The sequence below is a fragment of the Citrobacter telavivensis genome (assembly GCF_041807075.1).
Taxonomy (GTDB): domain Bacteria; phylum Pseudomonadota; class Gammaproteobacteria; order Enterobacterales; family Enterobacteriaceae; genus Citrobacter_A; species Citrobacter_A telavivensis.
On the sequence record NZ_JBGUBF010000001.1, the window covers coordinates 1002146 to 1016260 of the forward strand.

At 53.8% G+C, this 14115-nt stretch carries 19 protein-coding genes; 6 read left to right on the forward strand and 13 right to left on the reverse strand.

The features are described from left to right. Positions 1–6: 6 nt before the first annotated feature. From ACERJC_RS04755 to mdtH, 10 genes are all read right to left on the reverse strand, one after another. A complete protein-coding gene (locus tag ACERJC_RS04755) occupies positions 7–582 on the reverse strand; it encodes a YceI family protein (protein WP_152405099.1) in 576 nt (191 codons plus the stop codon). Then, entirely contained in the window at positions 579–1151 is a 573-nt protein-coding gene (locus tag ACERJC_RS04760) for a cytochrome b (RefSeq protein ID WP_373671163.1), read from the reverse strand. The genes ACERJC_RS04755 and ACERJC_RS04760 overlap by 4 nt, the downstream gene beginning before the upstream one ends. Positions 1152–1412: 261 nt before the next feature. Next, entirely contained in the window at positions 1413–1526 is a 114-nt protein-coding gene (locus ACERJC_RS04765) for a YceO family protein (protein ID WP_043001014.1), read from the reverse strand. A gap of 46 nt (positions 1527–1572) precedes the next feature. Next, positions 1573–2694: an N-methyl-L-tryptophan oxidase gene (gene solA / locus ACERJC_RS04770; RefSeq protein WP_373671165.1), complete on the reverse strand. Its 1122-nt coding sequence runs from the start codon at positions 2692–2694 to the stop codon at positions 1573–1575. Between the two features lie 115 nt (positions 2695–2809). Further along, complete coding sequence (gene bssS, locus ACERJC_RS04775; RefSeq protein ID WP_042320092.1) at positions 2810–3064, reverse strand: biofilm formation regulator BssS; 255 nt, start codon at positions 3062–3064, stop codon at positions 2810–2812. Positions 3065–3417: 353 nt separating this feature from the next. After that, positions 3418–3663, reverse strand: coding sequence for a DNA damage-inducible protein I (gene dinI, locus ACERJC_RS04780; RefSeq protein WP_042319691.1), 246 nt, complete (start codon positions 3661–3663; stop codon positions 3418–3420). A 76-nt stretch (positions 3664–3739) separates the two neighbouring features. Beyond that, the gene (gene pyrC, locus ACERJC_RS04785) at positions 3740–4786 is read right to left on the reverse strand and encodes a dihydroorotase (RefSeq protein ID WP_373671166.1); all 1047 of its coding nucleotides are present in this window, start codon (positions 4784–4786) and stop codon (positions 3740–3742) included. Positions 4787–4888: 102 nt separating this feature from the next. Continuing rightward, positions 4889–5449, reverse strand: coding sequence for a lipoprotein (locus ACERJC_RS04790; protein ID WP_152405095.1), 561 nt, complete (start codon positions 5447–5449; stop codon positions 4889–4891). A 130-nt stretch (positions 5450–5579) separates the two neighbouring features. Next, positions 5580–6227 (reverse strand): glutaredoxin 2, encoded by a 648-nt coding sequence (gene grxB / locus ACERJC_RS04795; RefSeq protein ID WP_195294385.1) that lies wholly within the window; start codon positions 6225–6227, stop codon positions 5580–5582. 63 nt (positions 6228–6290) lie between these two features. Beyond that, positions 6291–7499 carry a multidrug efflux MFS transporter MdtH gene (gene mdtH / locus ACERJC_RS04800; RefSeq protein ID WP_152405093.1) on the reverse strand — a complete coding sequence of 403 codons (1209 nt, stop codon included), beginning with the start codon at positions 7497–7499 and terminating at the stop codon, positions 6291–6293. A 296-nt stretch (positions 7500–7795) separates the two neighbouring features. On the opposite strand from mdtH, the gene rimJ reads away from it, so the two are divergent. From rimJ to murJ, 4 genes are all read left to right on the forward strand, one after another. Beyond that, positions 7796–8380 carry a ribosomal protein S5-alanine N-acetyltransferase gene (rimJ, locus tag ACERJC_RS04805; protein WP_152405092.1) on the forward strand — a complete coding sequence of 195 codons (585 nt, stop codon included), beginning with the start codon at positions 7796–7798 and terminating at the stop codon, positions 8378–8380. Positions 8381–8389: 9 nt separating this feature from the next. Then, positions 8390–9037 carry a YceH family protein gene (locus ACERJC_RS04810; protein WP_152405091.1) on the forward strand — a complete coding sequence of 216 codons (648 nt, stop codon included), beginning with the start codon at positions 8390–8392 and terminating at the stop codon, positions 9035–9037. 1 nt (position 9038) lies between these two features. Beyond that, positions 9039–9962 (forward strand): Gfo/Idh/MocA family protein, encoded by a 924-nt coding sequence (locus tag ACERJC_RS04815; protein ID WP_373671167.1) that lies wholly within the window; start codon positions 9039–9041, stop codon positions 9960–9962. Between the two features lie 110 nt (positions 9963–10072). Beyond that, complete coding sequence (gene murJ, locus ACERJC_RS04820) at positions 10073–11608, forward strand: murein biosynthesis integral membrane protein MurJ (RefSeq protein WP_152405089.1); 1536 nt, start codon at positions 10073–10075, stop codon at positions 11606–11608. Positions 11609–11651: 43 nt separating this feature from the next. Here murJ and flgN read toward each other — a convergent pair whose 3' ends face one another. From flgN to flgA, 3 genes are all read right to left on the reverse strand, one after another. Next, on the reverse strand, positions 11652–12074 hold the full coding sequence (gene flgN, locus ACERJC_RS04825) for a flagella biosynthesis chaperone FlgN (RefSeq protein ID WP_373671168.1): 423 nt from the start codon (positions 12072–12074) through the stop codon (positions 11652–11654). 8 nt (positions 12075–12082) lie between these two features. Continuing rightward, positions 12083–12376, reverse strand: a complete 294-nt coding sequence (gene flgM, locus ACERJC_RS04830) for a flagellar biosynthesis anti-sigma factor FlgM (RefSeq protein ID WP_152405087.1) — start codon at positions 12374–12376, stop codon at positions 12083–12085. Positions 12377–12469: 93 nt separating this feature from the next. Further along, the gene (flgA, locus tag ACERJC_RS04835; protein WP_373671169.1) at positions 12470–13126 is read right to left on the reverse strand and encodes a flagellar basal body P-ring formation chaperone FlgA; all 657 of its coding nucleotides are present in this window, start codon (positions 13124–13126) and stop codon (positions 12470–12472) included. A 156-nt stretch (positions 13127–13282) separates the two neighbouring features. Between flgA and flgB the strand changes: the two genes are divergently transcribed. Together flgB and flgC are read left to right on the forward strand one after the other, a co-directional pair. Further along, positions 13283–13699 (forward strand): flagellar basal body rod protein FlgB, encoded by a 417-nt coding sequence (gene flgB / locus ACERJC_RS04840; protein WP_042319669.1) that lies wholly within the window; start codon positions 13283–13285, stop codon positions 13697–13699. 3 nt (positions 13700–13702) lie between these two features. After that, positions 13703–14107 carry a flagellar basal body rod protein FlgC gene (flgC, locus tag ACERJC_RS04845; RefSeq protein ID WP_042319667.1) on the forward strand — a complete coding sequence of 135 codons (405 nt, stop codon included), beginning with the start codon at positions 13703–13705 and terminating at the stop codon, positions 14105–14107. The last annotated feature ends 8 nt before the right edge of the window (positions 14108–14115 follow it).

The following is a 14115-nucleotide window of genomic DNA, read 5'->3' on the forward strand; positions in this document are numbered from 1 at the left end:
TCTCTTTTACTTCTGCTGAACGCCTTCCACCGAGATGATCAAATCCACTTCCTGCGAGGCAGGGCCGAGATCGGTGGTGATGTTGAAATCCTTCAGCTTAATTTTCCCTTCGGCTTCAAAACCCGCACGTTTGCCGCCCCACGGATCGTCCCCCTGACCGATCATCTTCGCTTCCAGCGTTACCGGTTTCGTCACGCCGTTAAGCGTCAGGTTCCCGGTGATATCCAGTTCATCACCGTCTTTCTTCACGCTGGTAGAGGTAAAGGTCGCCTGCGGGAATTTCGCCGCATTCAGGAAGTCAGCGCTGCGCAGGTGCTTATCACGCTCGGCGTGGTTGGTATCGACGCTGCTGGTGTTGATGGTCACGTTCACTTTATCTGCCGCGGGATCCTTTTCATCAAAGGTAAAGGTTCCGTCGAAGTCTTTGAACGTTCCGTATAACCAGCTATACCCCAGGTGCTGAATGCGGAAATTAACAAAGGCATGTTGTCCCTCTTTGTCGATTTTATAATCCGCCGCGACGGCGGAGCCGGTGGCAAACAGCAGAGAGGCGAGAGTTAAACCCAGCAGGCTTTTTTTCATTTTTGAGCTCCATAGTCAGATGACGACTTACCCAACATGCGATTCAGGGTGTCGTCTTTATCGATAAAGTGGTGTTTAAAGGCCATCAGGCCATGCAGAACGGAAAGAATAACCACGGTCCAGGCCAGCCACAGGTGTACGCTTCCGGCGAGATCGGCCTGAACAGCGGCATCTGCGAAGGTCGCCGGGACGTCAAACCAGCCGAAAACGCTAATCGGTTTACCGTCTGCCGTCGAGATCAGGTAACCGCTGATGACAATGCTAAACAACAGCAGGTACAACGCGAGGTGTCCCAGCGTCGCACCCACTCGGGTCAGGGCCGAATAGCTTTTCAGCGCCTTTGGCGGTGGGGAGAGCAGACGCCAGATAACCCGAACGACCAGCCCCATCATCAGCAGGATCCCAATACTCTTATGCAGTTCCGGCCCCTGGTGATACCAGCCATCGTAATAGCTCAGCGTCACCATCCAGAGGCCGAGGGCAAACATACCGTAGACCACCAAAGCGGTCAGCCAGTGAAGCAGGGCGGAAATAAAACCATACCGTTGAGGAGTATTTGAAAACTGCATAAAAATTCCATTTCATATCTCAGGATTGAATGAAAATGGCGTGTCAGAGACATAAATGCAACTAAAAAATAACAATGAGAGTGATATTTGAAGTTATTTCAATAATTTTGCATGAACTTTTAGATTCCGTTCAATTCATTCGGCATAAACGACAGTGTTGTGACAGTTGGCGGGGTTGTTGAAGTGAATGTATTATTCAAAAAATCAAAACGAAAATTAGATAACTTTCAGTTTTTGTCAATATTTGTCAATAAAGCAGGCTCAGTAAAACAGGATGTAAATAACATCAAGAATGGCCAGCAGCGACCACAAAATAACGTAGAGCATAAAATGCTCGCGAATATTGTTGACCAGATAAAGAAACAGACGACGCATATTTAAATCACCATAAAAAAGGCCTCACTACGAGGCCAGTTAGCGATTATGCCTTAAATCGGGAGAGCCTGAATGGCGTCAGGTCAAAGGCCGATGGTTTTCCCTGGGCAAAGTCAGCGGCAATTTCACCCAATACCGAGGAAAATTTAAAACCGTGACCACTTAACCCGGTCACAATCAGCGTGTTGTCGTGGTCAGGTAGCGTGTCGATGATAAAGTCTTCATCCGGCGAGTTGTCATAGGTGCAGGCCGCACCGTGCAGACAACAGCCGACCCCTGGAAGGACATTGCGCAGGAACGGGAACGCTTCGGACCCATCGCTGGCGATACTGGCAAACGGTTTGCGTTCCGCCTCTGAATGAATAAGTTGCCCGCCGTTGTGCTTACCGATTTTCAGCTCGTCATTCTCCGCCGGGAAACCGTAGTACTGATCGCCATTGGGTAGTTCACCGGTGAAGGCCGGGAATTTATTCTTGATGCTATAGCGACCATCGGCCTGATACCAGGCAAACACTTTTCGTACCGGCTGGATTGGCAGATCGGGGATTAAGGTCTGAACCCAGGTACCGGCGCTCACCAGCGCTTTCTTTGCACTGTACTCGCCATCAGCCGTTTCAACGGTGACCCCGCCGTCATCATCATGATGAATGGCCGTCACCGGGCAGTTGAAGAGTTGTGCGCATCCGGCTTCTTCTGCCAGACGGATCCAGGTTTTTATCGCCAGCTCGCTGCGTAAAAAACCGGAATCCGCTTCGAACAGACCGGTGTAGTCTGCGGGGACGCGAATTTCAGGCCAGCGCGCCATAATGGCGGTAGCATCCAGTTGCTCAACGTTCAGTTGCCACTGTTTTGGGCTGTGCGCGACGTTCGCCAGGAAGGGCGAATCGGCTGGGCCGAGATTGATGACGCCGGAGCGTACAAATATTGGTTCTTCATTATGGGTGGAGAGTTCGTCCCACAGCGCCTGCGCGCGTAGCACCAGTGGAACGTATTTTTCACCTTCACCGTACGCGTGGCGTATCAGCCGCGTATCGCCGTGATGGCTGCCCTGCTGATGCGGCGGCATATGTGCGTCGGTCATCAGAACGTTTAACCCGGCGCGAGTGGCATAATAACCTGCGGCTGCCCCAACGGACCCGCTGCCTATAATGATTAAGTCGTATTTCATCGGTTTCTCTTTGCTGTCGCGTTTGATGCAGAGTAAATAAGTGAAATGCGTAATACAACCCAGAAATAGCAAAGGCACCACGAAGGTGCCTTTTTAAGTGATAATGTCCGTCTCGTTAATGCCGACGGTACTCATTGACCTGGTAATCGCCGGATTCGATTTTGGCAATGCCGGCTTCTAATATCGAAATAAATTGTCTGGCAACATCGGTGGTTAACCAGAGCGTTTGGCCGACTTCCGTACCATCGGGTTCAGGACGATTCGGAGTCTGGTAGTGCAAACGCAGCATCAGCGCGTCATAGCTATCTACGGTGCTGATGTCCCATCCCACAAGCGGATGAGTCTGAATGACTTCATTATTCTTTTCCATCATGCCCCCTAATTCGTGTTACAAGACAACGGTTTTCGAGGTTCAATGCGTTTTTATCTGAAGCAACTTCAGTATATCAATAAATAAGGGTATTCACTGAGATTTTAAAGAGGGGGGAGCATAAATTTCTGCAAATTAAGAATTTGTGAGTAATTAATCACCATCTTGTTCACGCTTTTTAAGTATGTTGTGCAATGTTTTTGAGCAACAGGTGAAAATATAATCAATTATCAGGGGCGCGGGGGATTTTTAAATGATGCCAGTAAAGAGGTTGTCTGAAGGATAGCAGGATAAAAAATGACAGGATAAAAAAGCCGGGGCGACCCGGCAAAAGAGACTACGGCATAGCATTTTTATTCTTTAATGAACCAGTCGTCGGCGCTTTCCCAGGTTTCCTGGAGAATTTCGCTGATCCGTTCTTTATCCTCTTTCGTCGCGCCAATCACGGACAAATTATTCGCCGCGGCGTAACGAACGGTTACGTTTCCGTCATTGTCGGGAAAGTGGTGAGTAATACGGCGGGAGAGTTCACCTGCCAGGGCGTCAATGGCACCGGCAGGCAAAGGTGAAGTTTTAGCAATGGTGACTTCAATACGCATAATGGCCCCCTGTTGAATATACTGGTTATTTATACAGTTAACCTGACCAGGTTACAACAGGCGGCGCTGATTTTTTTTACTTTTTAATCGTCCAGCGTACCGTTTCGCCCCCGAGGAACGGTACCAGCGTATCGTCGGCCAGCGCGATGCTCTCCGGCACCTGCTGCTCCTCACGTACCAGTTCAACGAAGCTCTCATTCACCGGCAGGCCGTAGAATCGCGGACCGTTCAGTGAACAGAAGGCTTCAAAGTGCGCCAGGGCATTCATCTCTTCAAATACGCTCGCGTAACTCGCCAGCGCCGTGGGCGCGTTAAAGCATCCGGCGCAGCCACAGCTCGATTCCTTACGATGACGGGCATGCGGGGCGGAGTCGGTGCCGAGGAAGGCGCGTTCAAAACCGCTGGCAACCAGTTCTCGCAATGCCTGTTGGTGCACATTGCGCTTGAGGATCGGCAGGCAGTAGAGGTGTGGGCGAATCCCTCCAACCAGCATGTGGTTACGGTTAAACATCAGGTGCTGTGGCGTGATCGTCGCAGCCAGTAACTCGTTACCGTCACGGACATACTCCGCCGCATCTTTGGTGGTGATGTGCTCAAAGACGACTTTCAGCGCGGGCAGGCGCTGGCGCAGAGGTTCCATCACCGTTTCAATAAAGCGCGCTTCGCGGTCAAAAATGTCGATATCCGCGTGGGTGACTTCGCCATGCACCAGCAGCGGCATACCGAGTTTTTCCATACGCTCAAGGACTGGCATGATGGCGTCAATGGAGGTGACGCCATGGCTGGAGTTGGTGGTGGCATTGGCCGGATAGAGTTTGGCTGCGGTGAATACGCCTTCGCGAAAACCTCGCTCCAGTTCAGCTGGATCCAGTGTGTCCGTTAAATAGCAGGTCATCAGCGGCGTGAAGGTGTGTCCGGCAGGGACCGCATCAAGAATGCGCTGGCGGTAGGCGATAGCCGCATCCACCGTGGTGACTGGTGGCGCCAGGTTGGGCATCACTATCGCACGTGCATAAATGTCGCTGGTGTACGGCACGACCGTCTTCAACATTTCGCCATCGCGAAGGTGAAGATGCCAGTCGTCTGGGCGGCGGATCTTTAAAACCTGGGAGGGTGCAGTCATCAATATGCTCCGGCTGGGGGATGTCATTTTTGCCGGAAACAAAGGATATGCGGAAACGTTTTCGTTTGCACGTAAAAAAAGGCGCCGCAGCGCCTTTGTCGGTTAATCCGTGAACGGGATGATGATTTCCCCCGGTTTCACCTCAATGCCTTTGGCATATTTTTTCGCCAGCGCTTCGCCTTTGCTGCTGTCTTCACGCAGGACATAGGCCGGTTGCTGATTAAAGTAATTGCGCAGCGACTGGTTCAGATAGGGCATCAGGGTTTGCAGCACCGACTGCATTTTTTCCGGCGTCACGGTGGCATCCACCACCTCCATTTCCTGCAGGAAGATGGCCCCTTTTTCTTTATTAAAGACCGGCAGCGCTTTCAGTTTCAGCTTGATGGTCGCTTTCTGGCTGCCAAACAGTGAATTCATATCCAGGTTTGCATCGCCGGTCAGCGTCACTTTGTTCGGTTCTTCACGTCCGATCTGGCTGGAGAGGTTGTTCAGTACGATATGCGCATCGGCAACGCCCGGAAGTCCGATATCTTTGGCAAAGTTGTTGCGCTTTTCAAGCGCCTGATTAATTTCTTGTTCGCTTACGGTGTACTGCGTGAGCTGATTGCAGCCGGTCAACAGGCCGCCAACGATCAATGCGGCGGCAAAAAAAATCTTCTTCATGGGGTTCCTCTACATGATGCGGTCGTCATAATCCTGACATAACGCAGCATGTGTCACCAGCGCGAACTCCGCCAGTAGAAAAAACTGAAAATAGCGGTAGCCTGTGTGACCTGACCACCGCCGGTGAGCGTTAAATCGCCATTGATGATAACAGATTGATCTGCGTCTGTTTCGCCATATTGTCGCGATAGTCTGCGACGCGTGTCGGCCAGTTGATACCGGCCACCAGCGTCAGATTACGCAGTAGGGGAAATAACTGGATATCGTCTTCGGAAAGTTCACCGTTCACGCCATTTGGCTGCACGATGAGCTTATCCAGTGCGCGTAAATCGTCACTGATCTTTTTTGTCAGGCCAGCGGAATGAGCAAGATGGTCGGCAAAACTGCCAATCATCGCCTCCTTCTTTTCAGTAAAGTATTTACGTGCTGATGGAGTGGAAAATTCATCAAACGCGGATTTTGCAAAGCGGGGTAGCAGCAGGTGATTGGCGTAGCTGTTCACTTTGCGCAACCACTCGTCAATGGCTGGGTTTTTCTTGCCGGTGAGCAGCGGTTTGCCATCCAGTTTATCGACGTAATGGACGATGTCCATGCTTTCAGGCAGATAGCGGCTGTCGTCCTTTTGCAGAATGGGCACCATTTTCTGGCCAATCATGCGGGTTGGGGTTTCGTCATCGTCATTGGCTAAGACATTCAGTTCGACGGGGATATTCTTGAGGCCGAAAATCATGCGGGCTTTGATGCAGAAAGGGCAGTGATCGTAAATATAAAGCTTCACGTTTCTCCTCCATTTGACTGTCAGTTCCCTTTCAGTATGGAGGAGACACGCGCAGGTATCAAATCAGGCTCCGGGTTCCAGCATGCCGCGCGGCGTGCGCTTGTGGCTGAACTGCCAGCCCAGCGCCAGGAACGTGATGACGCCAATAATCCCCAGCATCATCCACGGCAGCTCCGGTTGCTGGAGCAGTTTCCCCATATCAAACAGCCAACCGCCGCCGATATACCCGATAGCACCTCCTATGGCTAACCCCAGTCGACTAAAGCCCATATAACTGCCGCGCGCCCGCGCATCTGACAGCGAGGCGCTGAGCGTTTCACGGGCAGGTTCGGCAATGATCGAACCAATATAGAAGGTGCAAATCAGCGTAAACAACTGTTGCAAGTCACTCACCAGCCCTACGGGTAACATACTCAGTGACATCAACAGCAGACCGGCCATCAGACGATGCTCAAGACGAAACCGTTTTTCGCTCCAGCGCGCAATAGGGTAGAGCAGCGTCAGCGAGAGGCAGGCCTCAATGGCATACATCCATTTCACGGCTGAAGGCGAACCGGCGATGTCATTGACCATAATTGGCAGCATCAGCATGACCTGTACCGCCAGCATGTAATAGCCCGCCAGCGTCAGCACATAGGTGACAAAGCGTTTGTCGCTGAGCACCCGACCCATCCCTTCCCGTACCGGAATACGCACGGTAGAGAGTTTCCACGCGGGCAGCAGCCAGGCGTTAAAGGCGGCGCAAAGCACGAACAACAGAGCCCCGGTGGCGCAGACCAGACGGAAGTCATACTGCAACAGCCAACTGCCTAATAGCGCGCCGATAACGGCCCCTGCGCTGTCCTGCATCATCAATATTGAGAAGAAGCGACCCCGCTGATGCGGGCGAATCAGTTTTACCACCAACGCAGAGCGCGGCGGATCGAACAACGTGCCGCCGAGACCGGAGAGGAAACAGGAGAACCATAAAAGCCAGGGTTCATGGGCGATTCCCATTGTGGCAAACCCGGCGGCGCGCATCAGCATACCCGTGACGATCATCGGTTTCGCGCCAAAGCGGTCGGCAACCGCGCCGCCAAAAATTCCCAGCCCCTGTTGAATAAGCTGGCGCAGGCCAAGCGCAATACCGACCATCACGGCAGCCCAGCCCATTTGATCGACGAAACGAATTGAGATCAGCGGGAACACGACGAAGAAGCCCAACACGACCAGCATATTATCGATGAGCAGGAAAGTTTTACCCAGGTTCCTGGCCTGCGAGACACGCGACATTTCCCCTCCCGGGAAACACTCGTCATTCTTCGAATTGCAACCGTATTTGCGGCACTCGAATGATTGAGAGTATGTAAAGCGAAGTACCTCCTATTCTGCGGCTTTGCTGCCTTTTTGCCCACCCTCGCCGGGACAATATTTTTTTATCAAAAGTCCATCTTGATAGAGAGTTTTCATCAAAATGGAGGAATAATTCAAAAAATGGCAAATTGCACTTTTCACAGGGTGGTTTTGCGCAGGTATAGTAAATCAATCAGGGTATAACGACGGCGATTCGGGAAGGAGTTGGAATAACTATGTTTGGCTATCGCAGTAACGTGCCAAAAGTGCGCTTAACCACCGACCGTCTGGTCGTGCGTTTAGTGCATGAGCGTGATGCCTGGCGTCTGGCGGATTATTACGCAGAAAATCGTCATTTCTTGAAACCCTGGGAACCGATTCGTGATGAAAGCCACTGCTATCCCTCCGGCTGGCAGGCGCGGCTCGGCATGATTGCCGAATTTCACAAGCAAGGTTCCGCGTATTACTTTGCGCTGCTGGATCCTGATGAAAAGGAGATAATCGGGGTAGCAAACTTTTCTAACGTGGTGCGCGGGTCTTTCCATGCCTGCTATCTGGGCTATTCCATTGCGCAGAAATGGCAGGGACAGGGGCTGATGTTTGAAGCGCTGACCGCCGCTATCCGTTATATGCAGCGTACGCAACATATTCATCGCATTATGGCGAACTACATGCCGCACAATAAACGCAGCGGCGATTTACTGGCGCGACTCGGCTTTGAAAAAGAAGGCTACGCGAAAAATTATCTGTTGATTGACGGACAATGGCGCGATCACGTGCTGACGGCGTTAACGACATCAGAATGGACCGCAGGTCGGTGAGGATACCTTATGAAATATGAATTAACTGCCGCTGAAGCTCGCGTAATTGGCTGTCTGCTTGAAAAACAGGTCACCACGCCAGAGCAATATCCACTCTCCGTTAATAGCGTGGTCACCGCCTGCAATCAGAAAACCAACCGTGAACCGGTGATGAATATGGCGGATCGCGAGGTGCAGGAACTGCTCGACAATCTGGTAAAACGCCATTTTCTGCGTACGGTCAGCGGCTTTGGAAGTCGCGTCACCAAGTACGAGCAGCGCTTCTGTAACTCGGAATTTGGTCAACTGAAACTGAGTCCGGCGGAAGTGGCGCTGGTCACGACGCTGCTGCTGCGTGGCGCGCAAACGCCGGGTGAATTGCGCAGCCGCGCGTCGCGGATGTACGAATTCAGCGACATGGCGGAAGTGGAAACGACGCTGGAGCGCCTGGCGACACGTGAGGATGGTCCTTACGTCGTGCGTCTGGCCCGGGAGCCGGGTAAGCGTGAAAGTCGTTATATGCATCTGTTCTGCGGCGAAGTGCATGAGCCGATTGCCCAGGCCGATGAGCCACACGCGGCGACCGGGGATTTACAGGCTCGCGTCGAGGCGCTGGAAAGCGAAGTCGCTGCGCTGAAACAACGGCTCGAGTCGCTGCTGGAACATCTGGGAGAGTAACGTGACAAAATTACGTATCGGGGTGGTCGGTCTGGGGGGCATTGCCCAGAAAGCCTGGCTACCCGTGCTCGGCAACGCCAGCGACTGGACGTTACAGGCCGCCTGGTCGCCGTCGCGCGAAAAAGCAGAGAAAATCTGTGCAGCCTGGCGCATCCCGTATGCGGGGTCGCTGACCGACCTCGCCGCTGACTGCGACGCGGTGTTTGTCCACTCCAGTACGGCGACCCATTATGCCGTCGTCAGTGAATTGCTCAATGCGGGCGTGCATGTCTGCGTTGATAAGCCGTTGGCGGAAAATTTAGCGGATGCCGAACGGCTGGTGGCGCTGGCGGCGAAGAAAAAGCTGACATTGATGGTTGGGTTTAATCGCCGCTTTGCCCCGCTGTATCGCGAGCTAAAGGCCGGACTGGGCGCTGCTGCCTCTGTGCGAATGGATAAGCATCGTACCGACAGCGTGGGTCCCCACGACCTGCGGTTTACGCTGCTGGATGACTATCTGCATGTCGTGGACACCGCGTTGTGGCTGGCGGGGGGGAACGCGCAACTCAACAACGGGACGCTACTCACCAACGACGCTGGCGAGATGCTGTACGCCGAACACCATTTCACAGCCGGTCAGTTGCAATTGACGACCAGCATGCATCGTCGGGCGGGAAGTCAGCGCGAGAGCGTACAGGCGGTGACCGATGGCGGGCTGATTGACGTGACGGATATGCGCGAGTGGCGCGAAGAGCGTGGGCAGGGCGTGGTGCACAAGCCGGTACCCGGCTGGCAAACCACGCTTGAACAGCGCGGATTCGCCGGTTGCGCGCGCCATTTTGTGGAATGCGTACAAAATCAGACAGTTCCGGAAACCGCCGGTGAGCAGGCGATCCTTGCCCAGCGCGTGGTGGAAAAGCTCTGGCGCGAGGCGATGAGCGAATAACCCCCTGTAACATCTGGCGGTAGTAATTCACCATAATCCAGGTAGACTAAGCGCCTCTTCCAACGCCTGCACTGCAGGCGTTTTGCCGTAGGGTCTGGAATAAAAAAGCAATGAACCTATTAAAATCGCTGGCCGCCGTCAGCTCAATGACGATGTTTTCACGTGTGCTGGGTTTTGCACGTGACGCGATTGTCGCCAGAATCTTTGGTGCCGGAATGGCAACCGATGCCTTTTTTGTGGCATTCAAATTACCCAACCTGTTACGCCGCATTTTTGCGGAAGGGGCCTTTTCTCAGGCCTTTGTTCCGATTCTGGCCGAATACAAAAGCAAGCAGGGCGAAGACGCCACCCGCGTGTTTGTCTCTTATGTCTCGGGACTGCTGACGCTGGCGCTTGCCGTGGTCACCGTCGCCGGGATGCTGGCGGCGCCGTGGGTGATCATGGTGACGGCGCCGGGTTTTGCCGACACCGCCGATAAATTCGCGCTGACCACCAAACTGCTGCAAATCACCTTTCCGTACATTCTGCTGATCTCGCTGGCATCGCTGGTTGGGGCGATTCTCAATACCTGGAACCGCTTCTCCATTCCGGCGTTTGCCCCTACGTTTTTGAACATCAGCATGATTGGTTTCGCGCTATTTGCCGCGCCGTATTTCAATCCGCCGGTACTGGCGCTGGCATGGGCAGTCACCGTCGGCGGCGTGCTGCAACTGGTTTATCAGCTTCCGCATCTGAAAAAAATCGGCATGCTGGTGCTGCCGCGGGTTAACTTCCGCGATGCGGGCGCGATGCGCGTCGTGAAGCAAATGGGCCCGGCGATCCTCGGCGTCTCCGTCAGTCAGATCTCACTGATCATCAACACCATTTTCGCCTCCTTCCTCGCGTCCGGTTCCGTTTCGTGGATGTACTATGCGGATCGCCTGATGGAATTCCCATCGGGTGTACTGGGGGTGGCGCTGGGGACAATCCTGCTGCCTTCGCTGTCGAAAAGCTTCGCCAGCGGTAACCATGATGAATACTGTCGTCTGATGGACTGGGGACTGCGACTGTGCTTCCTGTTGGCGCTGCCAAGCGCGGTGGCGATTGGGATCCTGTCAGGACCATTGATTACCTCATTGTTTCAGTACGGTAAATTCACCGCCTTTGATGCACTGATGACGCAGCGGGCGCTGATTGCCTATTCCGTGGGTCTGATGGGGCTGATTGTGGTGAAGGTGCTGGCACCGGGCTTCTATTCGCGTCAGGACATCAAAACGCCGGTTAAAATTGCCATTGTGACGCTTATCATGACCCAGTTGATGAACCTCGCGTTCATTGGTCCGCTGAAGCACGCCGGGCTGTCGCTGTCGATTGGTCTCGCCGCCTGTCTGAACGCGGGGCTGCTGTACTGGCAACTGCGCAAGCAGAATATTTTCACCCCGCAACCCGGCTGGATGCGTTTTTTAGTCCGTCTGATCATAGCCGTGCTGGTGATGGCAGCCGTGCTGGTTGGCATATTGCACATTATGCCGGAGTGGTCGCAGGGGACGATGCCGTGGCGTCTGCTTCGCCTGATGGCGGTGGTGGTTGCCGGTATCGCAGCCTACTTTGCCACGCTGGCGGTGATGGGCTTTAAAGTGAAAGAGTTTGCGCGCCGGACGGCGTAACCGAAATCGTTCCGGATGGCGAAATGCCGCCATCCGGAAACCATCAAATAGAGAATTTTTTCCCGCCGCGAGAGGCAGAAGAGGGTTGACCGTTCGCGCCGTACAGTGACGGTTCCTGATACGGCTTCAAAACCTCAAGCGCTTGTTGATTGCGCTGAATCTGATCTTCCAGCAGCCAGCCGTTATGCTGGTTCAGGTCGCGTAAGTGCTGCGTTTTATCGGTAATCGCTTTCCAGCGTTCGGCCACGTCATCATTCGCACTACGCGGTGGGTCTTGTTCCAGACGTCGCTGTTGTTCCAGATAGTCCAGGGTCGCCAGCAGAGAACTTTTTTCTTCTGTAATACGCTGCAGCTGGCTACCGTTAATGTGGCCCACGGAAAGTTGTTGCTGTTCGGCGTCCATTACCGTCTTCAGGTCATTCAGGACAGCCGTCATCTGATCGAGTATTTCTGACAAGCGAGTCATACGGTCAGTTACTCACTCTGGAGATAGCTCTGCGTCTCGCGAATCAGCGAGTCGGCAATTTTTCCCGTGTCCATCTTCAGCTCACCGTTGCGAATAGCGGTTTTCAGTGCTTCAACGCGTTCCATGTTGATATCACCCGCGCCAGGCTGCATCAGTTTTGCCTGAGCATCGCTTAACGTCACGCTGGTACTGGTTGCCGTCGAGGTTTTTTCCTGACGCGCTTTGAGGACCGGCGCATCCGTGGCTTCACGCGCCTGGACGGTGCTAACGGGTTTTAAAGGTGAGGTACGGTCAATGCTCATTTTTATCATCCTCATCGAGGGGTTATGCTGTAGCGGCCAGCTATCATCTAATGTGTAATCACTATCGGCAGCCGCGACAGAATCTTTAACTCATTATAGGTTAATAAGAATATTCCCATCAGGATCGACGATACCGCTGACGACCTGACCCGATAACATTCTCACTCGTGCGTTCTGCGCGACCGCCGCATTGTTCAGTGCCTTACCTTCCGCATTGACGCTAAACCCATCGCCGTTGGCAACCACCTGCACGCGCTGTCCGGCCTTAATACGCCACGCCTGACGCAACATATTGAGCTGGATAGGCTGTCCTGGCGCAAGATCGCGCAGACTTACCGCGTCCTGAACCTGGCTGATATCCAGCACGGTGCGGGGGGGAAGTTGGTCAAGGCGTCCGCGTTTTAGCGTAACGCTGCACGGGCCAAGCGTCCCTCCACGGGTAACGGGCGCGGCGGCGACCACATAGTTTCCCGTCGCCTGCACGTTGACCTGCAGGTAACGTTTTTCATTGGCGCAACGTGCCAGCACATTCACGTTCCCCCACAGTTTTGCCCCGGTCATGTTGAACGCCGGCGTTTCACAATGCGGCAGCAGATTGGGCGGGGTACGGACGGTAACGACCACGTCGTCGCTGAATCCCGCCAGGCGCTGGACGAACCAGTCAGTCAACTGCGTATTCAAATCCTGTGCCAGCGTCAGGGGGCTGAACAGCAGCGCCAGCATGGCTAATCCACGTTTTAACGTTTGCATTTTCACCTCCCTCCGTTTTCGCAATGACAGGATTCTACCCGTGTGACGCAACCATCAACGCAATAAATAGCGACCCATTTTGCGTTTATTCCAGCGATAACGCGCGCGTAATGGGATTTAAGCTGTCGGCTGAATTTTGTCATCTGCGGAGGAGATATGCTCGATAAGCTCGATGCCGCTTTACGTTTTCAACAGGAAGCGCTGAATCTGCGCGCCCAACGGCAAGAGGTGTTGGCCGCCAACATAGCTAACGCCGATACGCCGGGGTATCAGGCGCGCGACATGGATTTTGCCAGTGAGTTAAAAAAAGTCATGGTGCGTGGACGGCAAGAAACCAGCGGTGTGTCGCTGGCATTAACCTCCGCACAGCATATTCCCGCCCAGGCCATTACGGCACCGTCTACGGATCTGCTCTATCGCATTCCCGACCAGCCTTCGCTCGATGGCAATACCGTTGATATGGACCGGGAGCGCACGCAGTTTGCGGATAACAGCCTGAAGTACCAGATGAGTCTGACCGCACTGAGCGGACAGATTAAAGGCATGATGAACGTGCTACAGGGGGGGAACTAATCCGTGGCGCTGCTGAATATTTTTGATATTGCCGGTTCGGCATTAACGGCGCAGTCCAAGCGCCTGAACGTGGCAGCCAGTAACCTGGCCAACGCCGACAGCGTTACGGGACCGGATGGTCAACCGTATCGCGCAAAGCAGGTGGTCTTCCAGGTGGATGCGGCGCCTGGTGCGGCAACGGGCGGCGTGAAAGTGTCGGACGTCATTGAGAGCCAGGCACCGGACAAGCTGGTCTATGAGCCAGGCAATCCGCTGGCCGATGCCAATGGCTACGTGAAGATGCCTAACGTCGATGTGGTGGGCGAAATGGTTAATACCATGTCGGCCTCCCGCAGCTATCAGGCGAACGTCGAAGTCCTCAACACCGTTAAAAGCATGATGCTTAAAACGCTGACACTGGGCCAGTAAAGGAGGCA